19 protein-coding genes are annotated in these 21728 nt (G+C 49.9%); 9 read left to right on the forward strand and 10 right to left on the reverse strand.

What is annotated here, in order from left to right; genetic code table 11:
* Positions 1-80: 80 nt before the first annotated feature.
* The 6 genes from LQV63_RS26745 to LQV63_RS26770 form a co-directional block, all read right to left on the reverse strand.
* Positions 81-1826: a methyl-accepting chemotaxis protein gene (locus LQV63_RS26745; protein WP_233698966.1), complete on the reverse strand. Its 1746-nt coding sequence runs from the start codon at positions 1824-1826 to the stop codon at positions 81-83.
* Positions 1827-2087: 261 nt separating this feature from the next.
* Positions 2088-4070, reverse strand: a complete 1983-nt coding sequence (locus LQV63_RS26750) for a GTP-binding protein (protein ID WP_233698967.1) — start codon at positions 4068-4070, stop codon at positions 2088-2090.
* Positions 4071-4265: 195 nt separating this feature from the next.
* Positions 4266-5033, reverse strand: coding sequence for a dioxygenase family protein (locus LQV63_RS26755; protein ID WP_233698982.1), 768 nt, complete (start codon positions 5031-5033; stop codon positions 4266-4268).
* A 109-nt stretch (positions 5034-5142) separates the two neighbouring features.
* On the reverse strand, positions 5143-5583 hold the full coding sequence (locus LQV63_RS26760; RefSeq protein ID WP_019423549.1) for an Rrf2 family transcriptional regulator: 441 nt from the start codon (positions 5581-5583) through the stop codon (positions 5143-5145).
* Positions 5584-5722: 139 nt separating this feature from the next.
* Entirely contained in the window at positions 5723-6250 is a 528-nt protein-coding gene (locus LQV63_RS26765; protein WP_019423550.1) for a hypothetical protein, read from the reverse strand.
* A gap of 173 nt (positions 6251-6423) precedes the next feature.
* A complete protein-coding gene (locus LQV63_RS26770) occupies positions 6424-7188 on the reverse strand; it encodes a DUF3891 family protein (RefSeq protein ID WP_233698968.1) in 765 nt (254 codons plus the stop codon).
* Between the two features lie 161 nt (positions 7189-7349).
* Here LQV63_RS26770 and LQV63_RS26775 point away from each other — a divergent pair, with 161 nt between their 5' ends.
* Together LQV63_RS26775 and trhA are read left to right on the forward strand one after the other, a co-directional pair.
* Positions 7350-7553, forward strand: coding sequence for a hypothetical protein (locus tag LQV63_RS26775; RefSeq protein ID WP_083858936.1), 204 nt, complete (start codon positions 7350-7352; stop codon positions 7551-7553).
* A gap of 305 nt (positions 7554-7858) precedes the next feature.
* The gene (trhA, locus tag LQV63_RS26780) at positions 7859-8500 is read left to right on the forward strand and encodes a PAQR family membrane homeostasis protein TrhA (RefSeq protein ID WP_019423553.1); all 642 of its coding nucleotides are present in this window, start codon (positions 7859-7861) and stop codon (positions 8498-8500) included.
* A 69-nt stretch (positions 8501-8569) separates the two neighbouring features.
* On the opposite strand, the gene LQV63_RS26785 is transcribed toward trhA, so the two are convergent.
* A complete protein-coding gene (locus LQV63_RS26785) occupies positions 8570-9766 on the reverse strand; it encodes a GntR family transcriptional regulator (RefSeq protein ID WP_233698969.1) in 1197 nt (398 codons plus the stop codon).
* 955 nt (positions 9767-10721) lie between these two features.
* Positions 10722-11282: a GbsR/MarR family transcriptional regulator gene (locus LQV63_RS26790; RefSeq protein ID WP_019423556.1), complete on the reverse strand. Its 561-nt coding sequence runs from the start codon at positions 11280-11282 to the stop codon at positions 10722-10724.
* 346 nt (positions 11283-11628) lie between these two features.
* On the opposite strand from LQV63_RS26790, the gene LQV63_RS26795 reads away from it, so the two are divergent.
* The 4 genes from LQV63_RS26795 to LQV63_RS26810 all read left to right on the forward strand — a co-directional run bounded on the left by LQV63_RS26795 (position 11629) and on the right by LQV63_RS26810 (position 15110).
* Entirely contained in the window at positions 11629-12864 is a 1236-nt protein-coding gene (locus LQV63_RS26795) for a quaternary amine ABC transporter ATP-binding protein (protein ID WP_233698970.1), read from the forward strand.
* The gene (locus LQV63_RS26800; RefSeq protein WP_019423558.1) at positions 12845-13684 is read left to right on the forward strand and encodes an ABC transporter permease; all 840 of its coding nucleotides are present in this window, start codon (positions 12845-12847) and stop codon (positions 13682-13684) included. Before LQV63_RS26795 ends, LQV63_RS26800 begins: the two co-directional genes overlap by 20 nt.
* A 6-nt stretch (positions 13685-13690) precedes the next feature.
* Positions 13691-14614, forward strand: coding sequence for a glycine betaine ABC transporter substrate-binding protein (locus LQV63_RS26805; RefSeq protein ID WP_233698971.1), 924 nt, complete (start codon positions 13691-13693; stop codon positions 14612-14614).
* Between the two features lie 133 nt (positions 14615-14747).
* On the forward strand, positions 14748-15110 hold the full coding sequence (locus tag LQV63_RS26810; protein WP_233698972.1) for a DUF2642 domain-containing protein: 363 nt from the start codon (positions 14748-14750) through the stop codon (positions 15108-15110).
* Between the two features lie 132 nt (positions 15111-15242).
* Here LQV63_RS26810 and helD read toward each other — a convergent pair whose 3' ends face one another.
* Together helD and pcp are read right to left on the reverse strand one after the other, a co-directional pair.
* Positions 15243-17552: an RNA polymerase recycling motor HelD gene (gene helD / locus LQV63_RS26815; RefSeq protein ID WP_233698973.1), complete on the reverse strand. Its 2310-nt coding sequence runs from the start codon at positions 17550-17552 to the stop codon at positions 15243-15245.
* Positions 17553-17655: 103 nt separating this feature from the next.
* Positions 17656-18315, reverse strand: a complete 660-nt coding sequence (gene pcp, locus LQV63_RS26820) for a pyroglutamyl-peptidase I (RefSeq protein ID WP_233698974.1) — start codon at positions 18313-18315, stop codon at positions 17656-17658.
* Between the two features lie 89 nt (positions 18316-18404).
* On the opposite strand from pcp, the gene LQV63_RS26825 reads away from it, so the two are divergent.
* The 3 genes from LQV63_RS26825 (at position 18405) to LQV63_RS26835 (ending at position 21719) form a co-directional block, all read left to right on the forward strand.
* Positions 18405-18857: a DUF441 domain-containing protein gene (locus LQV63_RS26825; RefSeq protein WP_019423563.1), complete on the forward strand. Its 453-nt coding sequence runs from the start codon at positions 18405-18407 to the stop codon at positions 18855-18857.
* A 120-nt stretch (positions 18858-18977) separates the two neighbouring features.
* Positions 18978-19286 carry an NAD(P)H-hydrate epimerase gene (locus LQV63_RS26830; RefSeq protein ID WP_233698975.1) on the forward strand — a complete coding sequence of 103 codons (309 nt, stop codon included), beginning with the start codon at positions 18978-18980 and terminating at the stop codon, positions 19284-19286.
* Between the two features lie 696 nt (positions 19287-19982).
* Positions 19983-21719 carry an ABC transporter ATP-binding protein gene (locus tag LQV63_RS26835; RefSeq protein ID WP_233698976.1) on the forward strand — a complete coding sequence of 579 codons (1737 nt, stop codon included), beginning with the start codon at positions 19983-19985 and terminating at the stop codon, positions 21717-21719.
* Positions 21720-21728: the final 9 nt, after the last annotated feature.

The raw sequence follows: 21728 nt of genomic DNA on the forward strand, positions 1-21728 counted from the left end.
GGCCAGAAGTACCAATGAGCAATTTCCCGTCAATTCGCGAAAAAAGCCCCTGCTCGTTAATGGAGCAGGGACTTTCATCACTACAAAGTAAACTTGCGCAGCTCTTCTTGCAATTCCTTCATTTTCCGATTCAACACGACTGCAGAATCCGAAATCTCTTCGACGATTGCCAATTGTTCTTCGGACGAAGCGGCCACGCTCTGCGAACTTTCTGATGAGCTTCTTGCAATTTCCGCCAGATTCTCAAGGGAAGCCGCCACCTCTTCACTGCCAGCGGACATTTCTTGAGCTGCGGCAGACACTTCTTGAACCTGTTCAGTAACATCTTGCACAGATGTCCATAACAGTTGAAAGTTATCGCCTGCAACCTGAACGATTTTCGCCCCTTCCTGCACCTCAATCGCGCTGTTTTCCATCGCTTCCGCCAACTGTCTCGTATACTTCACGACGGAATGGAGCATTTCGGCGATTTGCTCTGTCGAAGCCTTCGTTTGTTCGGCTAGCTGCCGCACTTCTTGCGCAACCACACCGAAGCCCCGTCCGTGCTCGCCCGCTCGCGCCGCCTCTATGGAAGCATTGAGCGCCAACAGATTCGTCTGCGTCGCTACATTGCCGATAATGCCAACAACCTGTTCAATCTGCTTCGATTGTTCGGTTAACGACTTCGTAATCTCCACGGAACGGTGGACAGAGTTGTTGATATGATTCATCTGCTTCATCGTCTGCTGCACGACTTCATTACCTTGCTGCGCCGCACCTGCTGCCTCAAGGCTGAGCTCTGACACCGTCGCAGTTGATTCGGCGATCCGTTGAATGCCGATCGCGATTTCCGACATCGCCGCTTTGCTCTCTTCCGCACCCTGCAGCTGTGTCTCCGAGCCGGAGGCGACTTCCTGAATGGAGCCGGATATTTCATGACTCGACTGAGCCGTTTGCTCCGCGATAATCGATAGTTGATCTGACGATTCAGCCACATGGTCCGCTGTAGACTTTACATTCGCAACAAGCTGCTTAATGTGGGTCATCATCACATTGAAGTTGTCTGACAGAACGCCAATCTCATCTTTGGACGTGACCGGGATCGTCACGGTCAAATCGCCGTTCGCCGCCCGCTTCGACAGCTCGGACAATTGCTTCAACGGCAGGATAAGGCGGCGGATCAGCAAGACAATAATAGCAATAAACACGGCACCGGTAGCCGCTCCGACTCCAACCGTTTTCCACAGCATCACGTTCAGGTCGTCATTAATTGTTTCATTATTGAAATCGACGGCAAAAATCGCTACGGTTTGATTCTGTTTGTTCTGGATTGGTTTAAAGACGGTAATCCATTCCCCATCCTCATCCTCGTACATGTCGCTAAGCCCGGTGCCCGTCTCCTTCATGTCCTGAACCGCTTGAATAAGCTCGGGCGGAAGCTCGTAGTTGTCACCAGGCTTTATGCCCGTGTCAATGAAAGACTGGCTCCCCTGCAGCAATTTCAAATACGATTTCCCATCCTGTTCGATCATTTCGGGAAAGAGCAAATACGTATTGCTGATGAAATTGTCCCGAATCATGCCATTCAAGCTATTATGTATCCATGCAATACTCTGATCCTTGACATATTGCAATGCGTCCAACGATTTTAGCTTCTCGGCCGCTCCGGCGATGCCCTCCCATTCGAGTTCGATTTGTTTGGTAAGGGTCGTATGGAGAGAAGATAGTTCTCCATTGTAAATGCTCCGTTCCATCATGTAAGAGAAGGTCGTGAACACACCTGACATGACAGCGAGAAGCACCGTCATAGCGACGACAGACTTGAATACCAGACTTTTGTTTCTCATAGATTAGCCCCCTTTTGACTGATGAGCAGGTTGAATACGGGCTGTTCCTTGCGTTGTCGCCGGTGTACACGTACCGTATGTCTGCTGTAGTAGCAATTTTACCAGCTATATATCGTCAATATTCGACAAAAATGAATAGCGATAATTTAAACTTTAAATAAATTTTATGTGAATCTTTCTTTACAAAAAAAAAAAGCGCGCCCCTCTTTAGAAGATGACACGCTTACCCATACCGCTTCCGATTCGGGACATGAAGCCAGTTCATGATTGCAGCGCCTTGCGGACGCTTAATATATATTTGGATTGATCGAGCGGATTGACTCCTCGCCGCGGGCAAGTAACCGAGATGTCCGGCGGACATTGTTCATATCCGTCAAAAAAGGTTGCGATCGTGCCGCACCCTTTCGTCATGGAGCCAAGCTTGATCGGATAGTCTAACGAGGTGGCCGCCGGCATCCTCCCTTCCAGCGTCATCCGCCCGCCATGCGGAACCGGGGCTTCGAATACACCGCGCATTTGCACAAGATCATTCATTATTTTTCCCCCGAACTCTTCGGGCACTGTAATGCGGAATTGCAGCATCGGCTCCAGCAGCCTCGTTTCCGTATTGACAAGCCCGTCCATAATGCCCATCGGCGTCGCTACGGCAAAATCGAGCGGGTGCGTATGCCATACATGGTGTTCCCCTTCGATAAGAGTCACCTTCAGGTCGACGACTTCCCAGCCGTGCAGCCCTTGCTGCAAAGCCTGAGGAACGCGGCGCGCCACTTCATTCTGATATTGCGGCAGTAAGTTCTCGGCACGAACCTGCGAGTCGTACTGCAGACCGCTTCCGCATGGGCCCGGTTCGATTTTGAAGCGGAGCACAGCCCAGCATGGCTTCGGCATCGTGTATGCGATAAAGCCTTCTCCCTCATGCTTCGGCGTTTCCTTATAGATGACTGAAGGTTGTCCGAAAGTCACGTCCAGATCGAACCGCGTATGCAGCAGGCTGGACATAATTTCAAGCTGGATTGGCCCCATCACTTTGAGATGCAGCTCACGCTCATCCTGCAGCCATTGCAGGTCCAATAGCGGATCTTCGTCTGCCAGCTCCTGAAGCGCTGCCACTGTTCTCGGATAATCCTGCTCGTTCGCCCAGTGAACCTGTACCGTCAGAAGAGGCACGGCAAGCCGCATAGCCTGCTTCACCCCTGCGCGGCAGCCGAGCACATCACCGATGCGGACGCGATGCATTCCGCAGACGGCGGCGATATCTCCCGCTTCCAGCATACCGGTATCCTTGACCTTGTGTCCGTCGACTTTGCGAATCTGCGTCACTTTCTCCTCAACGCCAAGCGTATCATTGAAGACGACATCCCGATTGTGAATAATCCCATTAAACAGCCGCACATAGGCCATGCGTCCCATCGTCTTGTCACGTTCAATCTTGAACACGATACCTGACAGCGGAGCATCTAGCGTTCCCGACGGGTCTGGTAAATAATCGACGATGGCGTCCATCAGCGCGCTCACGCCGATGCCTTTGCTGGAAGCGCCGAACAGCACCGGAAACAACTCGCATCTGTGCGTAAGCGCCGTCAAATGCAGTTTCCACTCGTCAACGTTCACATTTTCTCCGTTTAAATAGCGTTCCAATAGCCCCTCATCGCATTCCGCGATAGCTTCGATCAGCTGCTTTCGTTCCTCTTCGGGCACGAAAGGGTCCGCTCCCCATAAATCCTGTCCGCCCAAGAAGCTGTCTTCCCGGCCGGCCGGTGACTGGATCGGAACGGCATGCGCAGTTAAGTATTTGCGGATGCCAAGAAGAACCGTGTCGGCGTCAGCTCCAATGCGATCCATTTTGTTTACATAAATGATTGTCGGAATGTTCAAGCTGCGAAGCGCTTGCCAGATGATTTCCGTCTGCGCCTGCACCCCTTCCACCGCCGACACGATAAGCACCGCGCCATCCATGACATGCAGCGAGCGCTCGACTTCCGACAGAAAGTCGACATGTCCCGGCGTATCAACCATATTGATAGCTGCATTCCGCCAATGGAACGTCGTAGTCGCCGCCCGGACCGATATGCCTCGCTCCCGTTCCACGTCAAGCCAATCGGTCTGCGCCGTTCCCGCATCCACACTTCCCAACGCGCGAATTTGCCCGCTTTCATATAACATATGCTCTGTCGTCGTCGTCTTCCCGGCATCCACATGGGCGAACACGCCCACATTGCGCCGGACTACTGTTGTTTTAGCCATGCTGCTTCCCCTCGCCGCTCTATGTCTTCATTCGTTGTTCACTTGTTGAATCAAGTCCTGTTGTTGAATATAATGCAACTTCTGCCCAAGTTCAACCACAGCTGATGATACTTCGCGATCTAACAGCACAAAAAAACGCACAAGCATCATCGTCAATCATTGACAGATATATGCCTGTGCGCTATATGCAATTGCTTAAAATTCAAAGCACAAGTAGCTGAGCGTTCCTACATCATAGCTGCGATGCAGCACTTTGGCCTTGCTGTCCGGATTAGAGCTTCCCAATGCGATCAGCAGCGGGACAAAATGCTCCGCTCTTGGAACCGCTAATGAAGCATGCGGCGCCAGGTCTTGGTAAGCAAATAAATCGTTCATTTTCTTACTCTCCACCTTATCGATGAGCCAATCATCGAATTGAAGAGCCCATGTCTCCGCTGTCTTTTGTCCCCATTTCAACGTGCGCAAATTGTGAACGGAAGCTCCGCTGCCGATGATAAGCACATCTTCATGCTGGAGTTCACGTAAAGCTGCTCCAATCTTCACCTGCTCCTCAGCTGACAAATACGCATTGACCGATACTTGGACGACCGGTATATTCGCTTGCGGATACATGTGCTTTAACAGCGACCATGAGCCGTGATCAAGTCCTCGCGATGTATCCCGCTGGACTTGTATCCCACTGGCGGTAAAAAGCTCCTCCAACCGAGCGGACGCTTGCTCAGATCCGGGGGCCGGATATTGAACGCGATACAGCTCATCTGGGAATCCATAGAAATCATATATCGTCTCGTATGTCTCATTTGTGTAGGAGATCGTCAAGTCGTCACTTTCCCAATGGGCACTAAATATGACGATAAATTCGGGAGTCCAGCTTGCACCCAGTTCCGCCAAAAAGCGGGTATATTCATTATTCTCCACCGCAATCATCGGTGATCCGTGGCTTAGAAAAATCGACTTGCCCATCATTTCCTCTCCTTTTTGCTCATGTGCTCGTCTCGTTATAATGCAGATAAAACAGCCACAACAACTTCAACTAGTTGTAACCAAATCAATTACAACTACATTAAAAAAATTAGCACATTTTCTCGTCTATTTTATGCTTCAACTCGGCTGAAAGTTGGTCGAGCGTTATTTCCCCCAGCACTTGCTCCATCGCAGTCTGCGCACGCAGCATTACGAGCTGCAGCACCGATTCAATATTGGCGCCGACTGGACATTGCGGATTCGGATGCTCATGGAAGCCGAACAATTCGCCTTCCTCCACTGCTTCCACCGCCCGGTACACGTCGAGGAGTGAGATCTGCTCTGCCGGCTTCATCAGCGTGGCACCACCTGTTCCCGAACGAACTGCCACCAAGCCTGCCTTCTTCAGCTGGCTCGTGACGCGCCGGATAATGACTGGATTCGTGTTAACACTGCCCGCCATCCATTCCGATGTATGATGTGCGTTCGGCTCGAGTGACAACAATGACAGAATGTGAACGGCTACACTAAAGCGGCTGCTAATTTTCATGCTGCTCACCCTTTCTTGTAACAATTATAGTTACAGCGCAGGTGGATGTCAAGACGTGTCGGATCGTTCCGTCCGGGCAATCAAAACAAAAGCGGCATCGTGCTTGAACTACTCAAGCCCGCTGCCGCTTCGAACCTCATCAATATTCATATGAAGGTTTGCGCCGGTACATCAGCGCAATGCCGGCTACAATCAACAGCAAGGCGAGCGTACCGCTGCCGGCGCCAGAGCTCGTAAATACGCCGAAGGAAAAGATAGCGAAAAAAAGCAAGGACATGCTTCCTAAAATGTAAACCGGAATAAGCAGCCATTTGTTGCGTATGCCGAGCAAATAAAATTCGAACAGTCCAAATGCGACGGCCAAAGGAAATCCAGGCCACATATACTCCCAGGCGTCGAACAGCATTGAAATCTGACATACGACGCCGCTGACGAGCAAGATGCCTCCCGGAATTAACAGCCCTGGTGCCCGTCTATGCAAAAAGACGAAATACATAACATGAAACAAAATTCCCAGCGGAATTACAAATAGAATCGGCCAGAAATAGCCGAAAATAAATCCGGGGTCGCTCAGCCGCAAATTCCCCCAGCCGCTCCATGAAAATAAGACGAGAAGCAGCCCTAATCCGATAAATACGCTTGCTTCCGCATTTCTTCTTGTTATCATACGATTCACCCTTTTCTTTCTTTCAAATTCTTTTTTCTATTTTCTTTAATTAAATGACATTATTCCATTCTGTCCCTGATAAGACGTTTCAACCTATGAGCATTCCTTCAATGTAGGGACAAAAAAATTGGCATTCTGGGTGAATTTATTGGGTCAACTTTTATTGGTTCAACTTATTGAACAAACGTAATTTCCTGCTCCAGCCACGAAGCTGCGTGATACGCTTTATCGATACCTAGCTTGTGGATGTTCTCTTTTGCTACCGTCTTGTATTTCAATATCGTTGTAAACGGCACCGTGAACGGGAATGGAGCGACTCGAATTTCTTTCTCGCTCACCCACTCCGCAACGAGAGGCTTGCCTGTATCTCGGTTGAACGGTTCCGTCCGTTCGAAGCCTTCCTGATACCACGGGAACTCGTCTTCCTTGCTCACCCCAGGCTTATTAAGACACACGAACAGCGACAAATCGTCGCAAAATTGCAGCAGCCTGAAGTGACTATGAATAAGCTCTTCGGGCAATTCACCAAGCTGTTCTCGCACTCGCTTCTGCCGTTCACGTTCTTTGCGCAGGAACCCAACCACTTCCTGCTGCTCCTCCAGATGGAAGAAGGACGCAAAGTGCATACTGCACAGCAGGCTTGCATACGGGTTCATCGCTTCGATCTCATCGAGCCCGATCCGGTAGAAGGCCAGCTTCAGCGCGAGTGGAAAATCCATGAACGTATATGGCACCTGCTCTGCATCGTACCAGATCGGAGTCTTGTCAAGTCCAATCCAACTGCGATCATGCTCATAAGCCGCTAATACGACATCTTCGAAGCGCTCCGTGCGTCCCAACAGCTGTGGATTAAAGTGGCGCGCCATTTCACCAGAAAGAAAACCATGGTCATGCTGCTGAATAAATATGATTTCTTGCTCATTTGTGCGAATGATCATATTTGTCTCCTCCTTATGTTTACGATAAGAGAATCAGTTCCTATGTCTATTGAAATAACTGCTTTCTTACTATATTAACCGAATCAGGACCAAATGGCCTTGATTTATTCCACATTGTAATTTACGCTGTGAAGAGACAAGTATATAGGGGGAAGATCATTATGAGCAAAGCGAAACGATCGCGCCAAAAGGCCGAACGCGCCGGACACATGAATCCGGAATTGATCCGCAATTGCTGGACGCGCAAACCGCGTACCCAAATCGTACCGAATAAGAGAGCCGAGCAGCGCCGGAAGCTATGCCGCAAAGGGATAGACGACGGTGCTGTTTTTATTTTTCCTGGTCCGCATTTAATTGCTCGATAACCCGCTTATTGTTGCACCTAATTCTCTCTTCACGCTCCTTTCTAGCTGCGGCTCGCTCAAGCTTTGCACTTTCTGACACATTCATTACGATTACGCTCTGCAACGCGACAATAATGCTTATTCCGATCAAAAATGCCAATTCCTCCACGAACAAATAGCAAACAAATAGAACGACCAGAGTAAAACAGCCAATAATTACACCCAGTACGGATTTGTGCATAGGAAACACTCCTCTCATTTGCAGGACACTTTATACTCTTATACAATAAGGATAAAGAATGGCTCGGAAAGAAAGGAAGAACACAATGGCCAACACGCATACCTATTCTCGCGGCGAAGAAATCGCCAATGCGATCACCCATGGCGTCGGCGTCGTGCTCAGTGTCGCAGCCTTGACACTGCTCATCGTATTTGCTGCGTTATATGGTGACGCAATTCATGTCGTCAGCTTTATCATTTACGGAATTTCCATGCTGCTCCTATACACATCCTCCACCTTAGTACACAGCTTTCCTGAAGGCAAAGTCAAGGATCTGTTCGAAACGTTCGATCATGCGTCCATCTATTTATTTATAGCGGGAACGTACACGCCGCTCGTTCTCATTGCATTGCCGAAGATGCTCGGCTGGACGCTCTTTGCCGTCGTATGGACGCTCGCCGCTGGCGGGGTCGTGTTCAAGGCGTTCTTTACGAAGCGCTTTCTCTTTATGTCGACGCTTCTCTATATCGGAATGGGCTGGCTCATCGTGTGGGCATGGGGACCGCTCTCGGCGGCGATGCCGCCAGCTGGGCTGACGCTGCTAGTGACGGGAGGTATACTATATACGGTAGGTACGATATTTTATGTGTGGCGCGGATTCCCGTTTCATCATATGATTTGGCATCTATTCGTGCTAGGGGGTTCAGCGGCTCACTTCTTCGCTGTGCTGTCGCTTGTGCAGATTTAATAACGATGATATGTAATCGCCAATCCCCGCTTCGGCAGAGGTTGGCGATTGTTGTATATACCTGAACGGCTATGTTTCTTGAAATGGTACTGTAGAGCGGCGGACAACCAGTTCCGGTTCAAGCACTACCTTCTGGTAAGTCGAGTCTCGGCTTCCGTCCTCTTGCGCGCCCTGTTCCATAATATCGGCCAAAATGGTGGCGGCGCGGCGACCGATTTCCGCTTCATTCTGATACACATGGGTGAAGAACGTCTCCCGTTCTTCAAAATGTTCCGGATCGTCAAACGTTACAATCGAAATATCTTCTGGTACGCGAAGTCCCATACGTGTCGCAATCTGAGCCATGCGCATGCCCAGCTTGCCATGCAGCGCGATATATGCACTTGCCATCCGGCTCCGCATGTAGCGGGCAAGCACCGATTCATCCGCCTCTGTGCCCACCGGGATCGAGAAGTCCGTCAAAATAAGTGCCGGATTAATCATCGCCCCGCGGCGTTCGAACTCATTCATATATCCTGTAATGCGATCCTGCACACTCACACATTCCCGATATGCATCCGTACAAATCGCAATATCGCGATGTCCAAGCTCCCATAAATGCTCCACCGCCATCTGCGCGCCCTTCCGGTTATTAGAGCAGACGTAATGTGTCTCCACCCCAGGCAAATAGCGATCGATAAGCACAAACGGAAAGCCGCTCACCTTCAAAGAAAGAATTTCTTCATTATACGTGTCCTCATCGACCGGGAAGAGAAGCAGACCGTTGACGCCCATTCGAATGAATTCACGAATTTGCTGCTCTTCGCGGCTTTTAGACCCGCCACTGAACGCGACGATAATCGAATAGCCTCGTTCTTGCAGCGTGTTCTGAATGGAATTAATTAAACGAATTGCAAAATAATCATCAAGCGTCGGCATAAGAAAACCAACCAGCCGTCTGTCTGCCGCATCTCTTGGCACGATACCCGTTGTACGTGAAGCAGAAGCCATCTTCGGAACATTCTGTTCCTCCTCTTCACGAAGGCCCGCACTCTGCGGGAGATTAGTCGCCACGAAGCTGCCGCGACCAGGAACGCGATAAATCCACCCTTCCTTTACAAGAGCTGCAAGCGCATTCACTACGGTAATGCGGCTGACTTGAAATTGCTCCATGAGCTCTTTTTCCGTTGGAATACGGTCATTGCTTTGCAGCTTCCCGCTTTGAATCATCTCTTCAATATAGCGATGAACCTGCATGTAGAGCGGGGAACGAGAATCATAACTCATCCGAATCATCCTTAATTATAATTTAATATATATAATATATCATTTACGAACAAGATACAATATTAAAGCGGTTAAAACATAAGAAAAATCTCTATCGACCCTTTCGAAAATGAGCGACCGCGTTTAAAGTTTCGTTATATCGTCTCATGCAGAAGGGCCTTGTTCAGACAGTCCATTTAAGATATTTGCTTGAAACCGCTCGCGCTTCTAGAGAAGGTTTGCCATAAAGACCTTTCAGCCACTATCCCAATTATTCAGAAAATTGCGAACAATACCGAATCTGCCATCCTCATAAGCATTCGAGCTCAAGATTGCAACGGTAGCAGTACTCGTCCGAATAAGCTTGCAAATATGTACCGCCCAAGCCGTTAGTACTTGCAGTGGAGACCAACATAAGTGGTGTTCGATGATATTCGTCTGGCCTACCTCCTGCTCAATTCGAAAAAAGCAAGAAGGATAGTTTGGGGTACCCCTTGTCTCATCCATTGGATTTGATCCAATAAAACAGCGACGTAGAGCTCTTTACGGTTGGTTTCATTGGAGTTCATCCAATCGATTGACACTCCCTCCGCTCCGATGGCTGGAAAACAACCCGATCCATTGGACAAATTACAGTCCACACGCCGTTTAGCCGCCGAGTCCGTACATTTGATTGTATATTTTCCAACGGCGTTTACTTCAACTTGCCTGACCTCAGACCACGAAAAAAAACGCGTTCTGCGTCGCCCGCTCCAAAAGAACCTTTAGTCATCCACTTTCCATCCAATAACCCGTTAGATCAATAAGTACCGAAACAAACTACGCAATCTGATTCATTGGGAGAGTGGACAAAAGAGCAATTCGAAACAGGAAAAGTGTATAGGAGTGATAGCTTAGAGATGCTCAAACGTAAAAGGGGGAATTATACATTTCAAATAATTATAAAAAAAGAGCGGAATTATCCGCTCCAACCTTTCTATTCCGCAGTCTTCGGTACAAAATCAAAAATCTGTCCGGTTTCAAACGTCTCGATTAACCGCTCCAACCAATGATAATAAGCTTCAGCCTCGTGCATCTTCGTTAAATCCCGTCTGACGATGACAGCCAGCGTGTCATCATCCGGATGTTCGTTCATAAGCCCTTCAAGCTCTCTCATCGAACGGCGTATCGCCAACAGATTCATTTCAACCGCTTTTCTCCACTCTAAACTGAAATAGTCGGCAAATGTCTGATACCAATCCGCTTCGACTTCATACAAATCTTTGCGTTTTCCTTTTTCCCATACTTTGTGCACCATTTTCATATCGACAAGCGTTCGAACACCGGTGCTCATGCTTGTTTTGCTCATTTCCATTTCTTTTCCCATCTCATCCAAAGTCATGGGATGGTCGCTAAAAAACAGCAATCCGTATAAATGACCTGTCGAATGCGTCATTCCGTACAAATCCATATTTTGTCCGATCGCTTCAATGACACGATTGCGAGCCTTCTCCACCATATTCTGCTGGTACTCCGTCAACTGTGCGAACGTTGCCATATGCCAATCCTCCTGTGCCGAATCGTAAAAGATGCAACCCGCTCCTATCGATTCGAAACCGCTGTCTGCTCACTTTATATTTCTTGCGTATTTCTATTGTAAATCCTTGATAAAAAGTCTTCTCCAAGGTTCCAACAAACATTGTATGGGAGGCCGAACGAAAAGTAAAGCACCAAATGAGGTAGGAATATTCAGGATACGGGAGGATATGGACGGATAAGTTTGTACAGTTTTTTCTGAACGTATTATACAAACTGTTTCAAAGGTTGTTCTCTAAAATTTCCAAGGGATACAATAGAAGCAGTGATTACTCTCACTATTCAAACACGCAAGAGAGGTGAAGCGAGTGTCCATCATTAACGTCAATGGAGTGACGAAAATATTTGGCACACAAGAACAAAGAGCGTTCACTCTGCTGCAGCAAGGGTGGTCAAGGGAACGGCTTGCGAAAGAAAAACAAGCGACCGTAGCTGTCAATCAAGTGTCCTTCTCGGTAGAAGAAGGCGAAATATTCGTCATTATGGGACTGTCGGGCAGCGGGAAGTCCACGCTCGTACGTATGCTGAATCGGCTGATTGAGCCGACCGCAGGTGAAATTTGGTTGAAGGATCGCGATATTTCCAAGCTAAATGATGTGGATTTACGACAGGTCCGACGCAAAACGATCGGAATGGTATTTCAGAAATTCGCCCTCTTTCCCCATCGTACCGTGCTCGAAAACGCGGCCTACGGCTTGGAAATTCAAGGCATGCCGAAAGATGAGCGTTACAAGAAAGCAAGCGAAGCGCTCGGTCTGGTCGGTCTGAACGGATGGGAAGACAAATATCCCGACGAATTGAGCGGCGGGATGCAGCAGCGTGTCGGACTCGCAAGGGCCTTGGCCAACGATCCGGACGTATTGCTCATGGACGAGGCATTCAGTGCACTCGATCCGCTCATACGCCGCGACATGCAGGATGAGCTGATTGCCCTGCAGCAAAAGATGCATAAGACAATTATTTTTATTACGCATGATTTGGATGAAGCGCTTCGCATCGGAGACCGCATTGCCTTATTGAAAGATGGCAATCTCGTGCAGATCGGAACGCCGGAGCAAATGCTGATGGAACCGGCGGACGAATATGTGGAGCGATTCGTTGAAGGCGTGGACTTATCTAAAGTGTTAACGGCTGCTCATATTATGCGCAGACCGGAGACGGTATCCCTCGACCGCGGTCCGCGTGTCGCTCTGCAATTGATGCGGGATATCGGAATTTCCACGTTGTTCGTCGTTGGAAAGGATAAGTCTCTTCAAGGAGTCGTTACGGCCGAGCAGGCGAGCGAAGCGGCACGCAGTGGACAATCGCTGCAGGATGTTATGACGACTGACATTCCGGTAGTCTCGCCAGACATCGTACTAAATGATTTATTTGCTTTGTCTGGAGAAGTGAAGCTGCCGATTGCAGTTGTCGATCCGGATGGCAAGCTGCTTGGAGCGATTGTGCGCGGAGCCATACTTGGCGCACTGGCAGGCAATGTGCCGAACGGCGCCATCGCGGAAGAGACGGAAGGAGTGAAGCCTGATGCGGCTCAACATCGGTGAATGGGTCGAGCAGGGCGTAGATTGGCTGGCAACGTATGCGGACGGTTTTTTCCAGGTGATGTCGACCGGGATTGAAGGCAGCGTAGACGGAATATCCGGCTTATTTTTATGGCCTCCTGCTTATGTATTTATTATCATATTAACTTTACTGGCGTTCTGGGTAGGACGGTGGTCCCTATCCTTGTTGACGCTCATTGGTCTCTTTATTATTGAAGCGCTAGGTTACTGGGAGCCTACGATGAACACGTTGGCGCTCGTTATTATATCGACGCTGTTGTCCGTTATCATCGGCATCCCATTAGGAATCGCATGCGGCAAAATGGACCGATTATCAAGCATCGTCCGCCCGCTGCTTGACTTCATGCAGACGATGCCAGCATTTGTATATTTGCTGCCTGCGGTAACATTCTTCGGTTTAGGTATTGTACCCGGTGTTATTGCCTCTGTTATCTTTGCAGTTCCTCCTACAATTCGACTGACCGAGCTAGGGATTAGGCAAGTTCCCCATGACATGATGGAAGCCGCCTCCGCCTTTGGATCCACTTCGATGCAGACACTGTGGAAAGTCCAGCTGCCCGTAGCTATGCCAACCTTGATGGCCGGTGTCAATCAGACGATTATGTTGTCTTTGTCCATGGTCGTAATCGCATCGATGATCGGCGCTCAAGGCATCGGGGCTGAAGTATACCGGGCTGTGACGCAGCTCAAGATCGGCCAAGGATTTGAAGCCGGGCTCGCAGTCGTATTGCTGGCCATTATTATTGACCGTTTCTCCCAACATAGCTTGAAGAAACGCAATACTCAAAAACAAGGAGCGTGATTGTGCATGAAGCATAACTCAATGAAACGTTGGATGGTATTGGGACTTATCGTCGTCATCGGATGGACATTAGCCGCCTGCTCTAATTCATCGGGTTCGTCAGACTCCAAAAAGAATGAAGACACGAAGACGGGCAGCGTAGGCGCTCAAGTCGATTACAAAATTATCGGCATTGATGCTGGCGCAGGCATTATGCAAGCGACCGAACAAGCGATCGAGCAATACGGCTTGAAGGATTGGAAGCTTATTGAAGGCTCGGGAGCAGCGATGACCGCCGCTTTGGCTAAAGCGATGAAGAAAGAAGAGCCTATCATTATAACCGGTTGGACACCCCACTGGAAATTTGCCAAATATGATTTGAAATATTTAGAGGATCCAAAAGGCGTATACGGCGGAGACGAGCAAATCCATACGATCGCCCGCACAGGTCTGAAGGAAGATCAGCCTGAGGCTTATAAGGTGTTGGACCAATTTGAATGGACCCCAGATGATATGGCAAAAGTGATGGTTGCCGTTCATGACGGACAGGATCCAAAAGAAGCAGCTAAGGAATGGGTTAGCGCAAACGGAGACAAGGTTGAAGCGTGGGTGTCCGGCGCACAGCCTGCCGAAGGCCAGAAGATAAAACTCGGATATGTCGCATGGGATTCGGAAATCGCAAGCACGCATGTTGTCGCGCATGTGCTGGAAGAGAAACTCGGATATAAGGTAAATCTCGTGCAGGTGGAAGCCGGACCGATGTGGACCGGTGTCGCCAACGGCGATGTAGACGCCATCGTCGCGGCATGGCTGCCGACAACGCACAAAGATTACTATGACAAATTTAAAGACAAGATCGACGACTTGGGACCGAATCTGGACGGAACGAAGATTGGTCTCGTTGTACCGAAGTATATGGATATCAATTCGATCGAGGATTTATTAAAATAGAATAAACAACGTATCGGGGGCATGCCGCCCCCGATTTTTCATGTTGTGCTAGGCTTTCATCCACGCACAGCTGCGGAACAGGGCATATGCTATCCATGTCATAATCCCATTCCAAAAGGAGCGATTTCCACCGATGACACACTATGTCCGTTCGTCCAACTATGGACCCCAAGCCGTGAGCGGCTACCCTTATCCTGATCATGGTTGTTGTCCCAAGCCGATGCCCATGACCATGCCGATGGTGAAGCCAGCTGCCATGAAAAAACCGAAGCCATGCCTTCCTCCGATGCCATCCGCCAACGTGACGAATGTAAGACCGAAATTCATGGAACACCTTATGGAACATCTGGGCGAGCACATTACGGTAGTAACCAAATGCGGAAAGCTTGAAGGCAAGCTATGCGACGTCTGTATCGATCACCTGGCCCTCATGACTCACGGATCACACAGCAAGAAAGCACACGTGCTGTACGATCAGATCTGCTATTTCATGTAAAGTAATCCGGGGGCGTTGCGGAAAGCAAGCCGGACTTCCCCTGCTGCCATCCTGCAACCTCTCGCCTGAATAGGAAAAGCGCCTGTCAACATGGGCTGAATGTAATGCTTTACGTTGACGAGGCGCTTCTTATCATTTTATAGCAGATAACCAATTATTCAGGAACGAGGTCGGCTGGCCGACCACGAGGAACGTCAGCCGGTGCAATGCGCGCGTACATACCGTATAGAACAGCTTCCGATCCGATTCGTGTCCATAGGTCTGTTCCTCTGCGTCGTAGACGATGACGGCGTCAAATTCAAGGCCTTTTGCCAAGTAAGACGGCACTACCCATTGCCCGGATACGAACTGCTTCGTATGCTTCGATACGCGCTTCAGCTGCGGATGGAGAGCATGCAGCTGCGCGTGCACGCGTTCTGCCGCCGCTTCATCCTTCGTAATTATCGCAGTCGATTGCAGCTTGTCCGCCTTCATCCTTTGCAAGCAGGAATCCAAGAATTGCAGCCGTTCCGCCTCATCGGACAGCAGATGAAGCTCGGGCTTCTCGCCCTCGCGATTGAATGGCTCCGCCTCTTCACCATATGGCAGAACAGTACGGGCCAACTCCATAATATCAAGCGTTGAACGATAGCTCTTCGTCAAGCGGATGACTCCAACCTGCTTATCCGCAAACATCTCCTCCACCGAAGCGACGGAGCTCATGCGGTTCGCTTCATAGATCGCTTGGTTCCAATCCCCCAATATCGTAAAGCGGCTGCGCGGGAACAAACGCTTCAGCAGCGCATACTGGAACGGCGAATAGTCCTGCGCTTCGTCCATAACCACATGCCGGATATGGTTAAATGTGTCGAAGCCCTCCACGCTCTCTATTAAATATAAGAGCGGTGAAGCATCTTCAAACGGGATCACACCTGCTTCGAAACGTTCCACCGTGCGCTTGCCGATATCATTGGCATATCGCTCCGATGCCATCGGATTCGTGGCCGCTCCCGGCTCCTGAACAGTTACGCCGGCTTGCTCTGTCCAGGTTGGCAGCCCTCGCATCAGGTCCAAGTACATTTCTTCCCATTCGACAAACCGCAGCTTCTTGGCTTGCACGCGCATGAGCTTAAGCCATTTATTGACCTGCTTCCTGCTCATGCTCCGCAGTTCATCATCCGTTCCCAAATAATTAGGCTGGGCTGCCAGCTTGCGATATACGCGCTTCACCTCTCGTTCCGCCCAAGCCTTCAGCTCGGTCAGCACCCAATCCTTCAGCTTATCCATGCGCGCCGGCAGGGACCAATCCGCAAACGGCCCGTAAAATTGATCCGCCAGCTGCTCCGCCGAGATAATCGTCCGTTTCGGTGTGCCGAACCGGATGAATCGCATTCCCTCTCGCTTGAGCGAATCCATGTACGTATCCAGCACCAGCTTGTAAGAGGCAGACGCTTTCCAGCATGCAGCTACCGATTCTATGTCGGCGATGTCTTCACCCACTAATTGCGCAGCAGTGCTCATGAGCCGCTCCTTCTGGTCATAAATATCCTCAATACGGCGTTCCGTCACAAGGCGATGCTCGATATAGGACTGGTAAGTTGTCTGGGTCATATTGGACTCGCCCAGCTCTGGCAAAATGTTAGATACATAGTCGTTAAACAAATCATTGGGTGAGAACAGCACAATTTGCTCCGACCGCATACTGTCGCGATATTTATAAAGTAAATAGGCAATACGCTGCATCGCGGCCGACGTCTTTCCGCTGCCTGCCGCACCTTGCACGACGAGCACATCATGCGCATCATCGCGAATGATCGTATTCTGCTCGCGCTGGATTGTGCTGACTATGCTCTTCATCTTCGTATCTGCGCTACGCTTCAGCATTTCTTGCAGCATATCGTCGCCGATCTGAATACCGGTATCGAACACGGCTTCCAATCGTCCGCCTCGAATCAAATATTGCCGCTTCAACGTCATCTCGCCTTCAATCATGTCTGCCGGAGTTCGATAGCGGACTGGCCCAGGGGCATAATCATAGAAGAGGCTCGCAATTGGCGTGCGCCAATCGTAGACGAGATGCTCTCCGCTCGCTTCATCCGTTACGGACATAAGGCCGATATAGACTGGCAGCACTTCTGGGTCCGTCGTTTCCACAAAGTCGACACGTCCGAAATAGGGCGCATCAATATGTTTGCGCAGTTTGTTCATCCACTTGGCAGCGTGCGCTTGAACGCGCTCATGACTCGCTAAGTCCTTCGCCTGCTGCATGATGCTGACATACGTTTCGAACATCTCGTCTTTATCGACGGTCACCTCATCCCAGAAATGGCGTTTCATTTCTACAATTTCGGATTGACGGTCGTCAACGGTCGCTTCCAATTCGGCGATCTGTCGGTCCATCAACTGCAGCACGCGCGTTAAATAGAGCTGCTCGTCATCTATGTTAGAAGGTTTACCGTGCACGTCGGCACTCCTTTCTGCCCGTTGGGCAACACGAAATCAATTTTCAAAATATATAAAGGCTGTTCAAAAAGTCTTTTTTGAACACGCACTATTATAGCCTACTTTAGGCCCCATGTAACGTCCCGGCGCTACAGTTCGTATCTTCAACGTCATCCAGATGTAAAATGATGGTTTCCAAGCCATGGGTGATGGAGCTTAATGACATGCTTGCGGCATTGGGATGGACGGCCGCTTGCTCGGGCAAATACGGAATATGGATGAAGCCGCCGCGCTTTCCTGAACCGTCAGGCTCAATATGAAGCTCATGCATTAATGTATAGAAGATTGCGTTGCAGACAAATGTCCCCGCTGTATATGAGATCGAGCATGGTATGCCGGCAGCATGCAATGCTTGGCGCAGCGCTTTTACGGGCAGACGCGACCAATACGCGGCAGGTCCGCCCCGTATGACCTCGTCATCTGTCGGCTGTGCTCCGTCGTTATCCGGTATGCGCGCATCCATCAGATTGATGGCTACCCGTTCCAATGTAATATCCGGTCTTCCTCCCGCTTGTCCGATGCAGAGCATGGCATCTGGCGCGAACGTATTCATCGCTTCACGCAGCGCAGTTCCTGCACGCGCGAACGAAGTCGGCAGCTGCACCGCGTGTACTTGGTAACTGCCAATAGTACGTCCATGGAGGGAGCGTACCGCTTCCCATGAAGGGTTGATGCTGTCTGCTCCGAAGGGGTCAAAGCCCGTTAGTAATAAGTTTTTGCTCATATTGATGCACCTCTTATGTATAGTATGGTTCATTTCAATCTGGCGGAAAATATGATATCCTTGTCAACGTGTGAAAGGAGCAGCGAACTATGTCACAGCTTGATATCTCATCACTTCTATTACTCGGAATGGCGGGTTTGGGCATTGTTAGCGGCAATTCCACCATTACGATCGCCATGATCGTGCTGCTGCTGCTGCGCGTAACCAACCTGAACAGCCTGTTCCCTTGGATAGAAAAATACGGGCTCACCGTCGGAATTATTATTTTAACGATCGGGGTCATGTCGCCGATTGCAAGCGGAAAAATGTCCGTCGAGACGATTTTGGCTTCCTTTGTGAACTGGAAATCGCTCTTGGCTGTCGTTATCGGAATGCTCGTCGCTTACCTAGGTGGACGGGGTGCTCAGCTAATGGGCCAATCCCCGACGATCGTCGCCGGATTATTGGTCGGCACGGTGCTCGGCGTCGCCTTGTTCCGCGGCGTGCCAGTCGGACCGCTCATTGCCGCTGGGATTCTATCGTTATTCATTGGCAAATCGTAATCATTGCAATATAGGAATCGTAAAACAGTACGCACAAGACGCTTCGGACGTTTCGATCGGGGCGTCTTTTTCTTTCCATGAACCGCTTTTCGCCCTCACACATCATACGACGAATCCGGTTTGCCAGCAAATGAATGGAAGCGTTACAATCGGGATAAAGGATTCAAAAGGAGCGAAATAATCAATGTACACCTTCCCTATCGTTACGGTAGAACAAATGCGGACATGGATCGCTGCACGATCGACGAGATTGGCATTCCGGCACTTGTATTGATGGAAAATGCGCGACGCGCAGTTGCCGAGGAAGCGCTCCGGCGGCTCTCGCATGGGCGCGGACATTGGGTCGTACTCGTCGGTAAAGGCAATAACGGCGGCGACGGTCTTGGCGCGGCATCTCGCTGCTGCGGGACAGGACGTCACCGTCATTAATGCGGTGCGGCCAGAGCAGCTTGGCGGCGATGCCACCGTGGAACGCGAGCGATATCATCGAATTTTTGTAGAGCGGCGACTTTTTATTTACTGATGGAATGAGGCTGAACGCGCCGTCATATGCTAGGCTAATGCCGTCTTCACCTCGTTTCGATAAGGTGCGAAGGCAGACAAGATTACGTGGAATATAACGCACAAGGTGTAAAAATGATGCAAAAATTAGTTGACAATGCTTGAAGAACGATGCTAGAATCAACAAACAGAAGCGACTTTTTCGTACAATTTATTGAGCGGAAACATCGTCGCAGTGAACATTACTTCAGAAAGGCGGGTGAACTCCATGCGCAAATTATTTGATACCAATCAACGGAATCAAGTATTCCATCAACTAATTTCATATGTTTGGAGCCCTGCCGGAAGAAACGATCATTCGTAAGCATAATGCACCAGCAATGAACCGGATCGTGATTCTCTCATGAAGTGTACCTTTGCGCGCAGCATACGCTGGCGTGCCTCGCAAGCCCTGTTCGGACACAGTCCATGGCGAAGCGATGCGATCACTTCATATGAACAAGACGGGCGCTAATATCGCTCGAACATACACCTTGCGTAACCCAGAGGTATATCGTCTACGAACGATATACCTTTTTTATTTTTACATATTATCCTCTACAGAGACAAAGGAAGTGAAATTTCATGCTGTCTGTACTAGGCAAGCTCGGTTGGTTCTTTAAAGAACATAAGACGAGATACATCATCGGAGTGACGATGCTAATAGTGGTTGGCGTAATCGAACTGATACCGCCTCGGCTGCTGGGGCAAGCCATCGACGACATCGTATATGGAGTCATTACGGCGGAATCGCTATTGCGTTACCTATCCTACATCCTTATCTCCATGGTCGTTATTTATGGAATCACATACGTATGGATGTATCAAATTTTTGGGGGCGCGAACTTGGTCGAGCGCAAGCTTCGTTCCAAGCTGATGCGTCATCTTCTCAAGATGACTCCTCCATTTTTCGAAAAACACCGTACCGGTGATTTGATGGCACGCGCCACGAACGATCTGCGCTCGGTATCGCAAACGACGGGATTTGGCATGCTTACTTTGACAGACTCGACCGCATTTTTGGTCGTCGTGCTGTTCGCCATGTTCCTGCTCCAGTGGAAGCTGACACTGGCGGCCTTGCTGCCGCTTCCCTTCATTGCCGTGGCCATGAACGTGTTCGGCAAAAAGATTCATGAACGCTATACGGTTGCTCAGAATGCGTTCGGAGATATGAACGATCAGGTACTCGAATCCGTCGGCGGCGTGCGGGTGCTCCGTGCGTATGTGCAGGAGAAATCCGATGAAGCGCGCTTCCGCGGCATTACCCAGGACGTATATGAAAAAAATATTGAAGTCGCCAAAGTCGACGCCTTGTTCGATCCGACAATTCGGCTGTGTATCGGCTTGAGCTACATGATTGGATTGGGTTACGGAGCTTATCTCATCATTCATAACGAGCTGTCGCTCGGAGAACTGCTCGCGTTCAATATGTATCTCGGGATGATGATATGGCCGATGTTCGCCATCGGTAATTTGATTAACGTCATGCAGCGCGGCAACGCCTCGCTCGACCGGGTCAATGAAGTGCTGTTCTATACTCCAGACGTTCAAGATGCTGCACAGACCAAAGATGTCGCTGTTCCGGAAATGCTCACCTGGAGCAATTACCGATTCCGGTATCCGGCTTCGACGGCAGACAACTTGGCTCATGTGTCATTGACTTTGCGTAAAGGACAGACGCTTGGCATCGTCGGCCGGACCGGCAGCGGGAAGTCCACCTTCGTCAAGCAACTGCTACGCGAATATCCGATGGGCGACGGCGAGTTTCGAATTAACGGCGTTCCGGTCGAGCAGATTCCGATCGATCGCATTCATAGCTGGATCGGCTACGTGCCGCAGGAGCAGATATTATTCTCCAAGACAGTCAAGCAAAATATATTATTCGGCCGCTCGGGCGGCAGCGATGACGATGTCATGAACGCCATCGACACCGCCTCCTTCACCCATGACGTCCCGACTCTCTTAAACGGAGTGGAGACCCTTGTCGGCGAGAGAGGCGTCGCATTGTCCGGAGGCCAGAAGCAGCGTGTTTCGCTGGCGCGCGCCTTCATTAAAGAGCCGGAAATCTTGATTCTCGATGATGCGCTCTCGGCGGTAGATGCCCGCACGGAAGCCAATATTATCGCCAACATCCGCGAGCAGCGCTCCGGCAAGACGACGCTTATTACGACGCATCGGCTGTCCGCCGTGGAGCATGCTGATAGGATTATCGTGCTCGATGACGGCAAAATCATTGAAGAAGGCACACATGAAGAGCTGTTGAAGCAAGACGGTTGGTATAAAGAACAATACGAACGTCAGCAGCTGGAATCCGGATTATAATTATAGGAG

Origin of the sequence: Paenibacillus profundus, assembly GCF_021369635.1 — a bacterium.
GTDB classification, from domain to species: domain Bacteria; phylum Bacillota; class Bacilli; order Paenibacillales; family Paenibacillaceae; genus Paenibacillus_B; species Paenibacillus_B profundus.

Coding starts and splice junctions, on each gene's coding strand:
- LQV63_RS26770 (WP_233698968.1), bottom strand. CDS start 7,188: ATGATCATTCGCACAAATGAGCAAGAAATCATATTTATTCAGCAGCAT.
- LQV63_RS26825 (WP_019423563.1), top strand. CDS start 18,405: ATGTCACAGCTTGATATCTCATCACTTCTATTACTCGGAATGGCGGGT.
- LQV63_RS26775 (WP_083858936.1), top strand. CDS start 7,350: ATGAGCAAAGCGAAACGATCGCGCCAAAAGGCCGAACGCGCCGGACAC.
- LQV63_RS26750 (WP_233698967.1), bottom strand. CDS start 4,070: ATGGCTAAAACAACAGTAGTCCGGCGCAATGTGGGCGTGTTCGCCCAT.
- pcp (WP_233698974.1), bottom strand. CDS start 18,315: ATGAGCAAAAACTTATTACTAACGGGCTTTGACCCCTTCGGAGCAGAC.
- LQV63_RS26805 (WP_233698971.1), top strand. CDS start 13,691: ATGAAGCATAACTCAATGAAACGTTGGATGGTATTGGGACTTATCGTC.
- LQV63_RS26835 (WP_233698976.1), top strand. CDS start 19,983: ATGCTGTCTGTACTAGGCAAGCTCGGTTGGTTCTTTAAAGAACATAAG.
- trhA (WP_019423553.1), top strand. CDS start 7,859: ATGGCCAACACGCATACCTATTCTCGCGGCGAAGAAATCGCCAATGCG.
- LQV63_RS26800 (WP_019423558.1), top strand. CDS start 12,845: ATGCGGCTCAACATCGGTGAATGGGTCGAGCAGGGCGTAGATTGGCTG.
- LQV63_RS26810 (WP_233698972.1), top strand. CDS start 14,748: ATGACACACTATGTCCGTTCGTCCAACTATGGACCCCAAGCCGTGAGC.
- LQV63_RS26760 (WP_019423549.1), bottom strand. CDS start 5,583: ATGAAAATTAGCAGCCGCTTTAGTGTAGCCGTTCACATTCTGTCATTG.
- LQV63_RS26765 (WP_019423550.1), bottom strand. CDS start 6,250: ATGATAACAAGAAGAAATGCGGAAGCAAGCGTATTTATCGGATTAGGG.
- LQV63_RS26745 (WP_233698966.1), bottom strand. CDS start 1,826: ATGAGAAACAAAAGTCTGGTATTCAAGTCTGTCGTCGCTATGACGGTG.
- LQV63_RS26755 (WP_233698982.1), bottom strand. CDS start 5,033: ATGGGCAAGTCGATTTTTCTAAGCCACGGATCACCGATGATTGCGGTG.
- LQV63_RS26790 (WP_019423556.1), bottom strand. CDS start 11,282: ATGGCAACGTTCGCACAGTTGACGGAGTACCAGCAGAATATGGTGGAG.
- LQV63_RS26785 (WP_233698969.1), bottom strand. CDS start 9,766: ATGAGTTATGATTCTCGTTCCCCGCTCTACATGCAGGTTCATCGCTAT.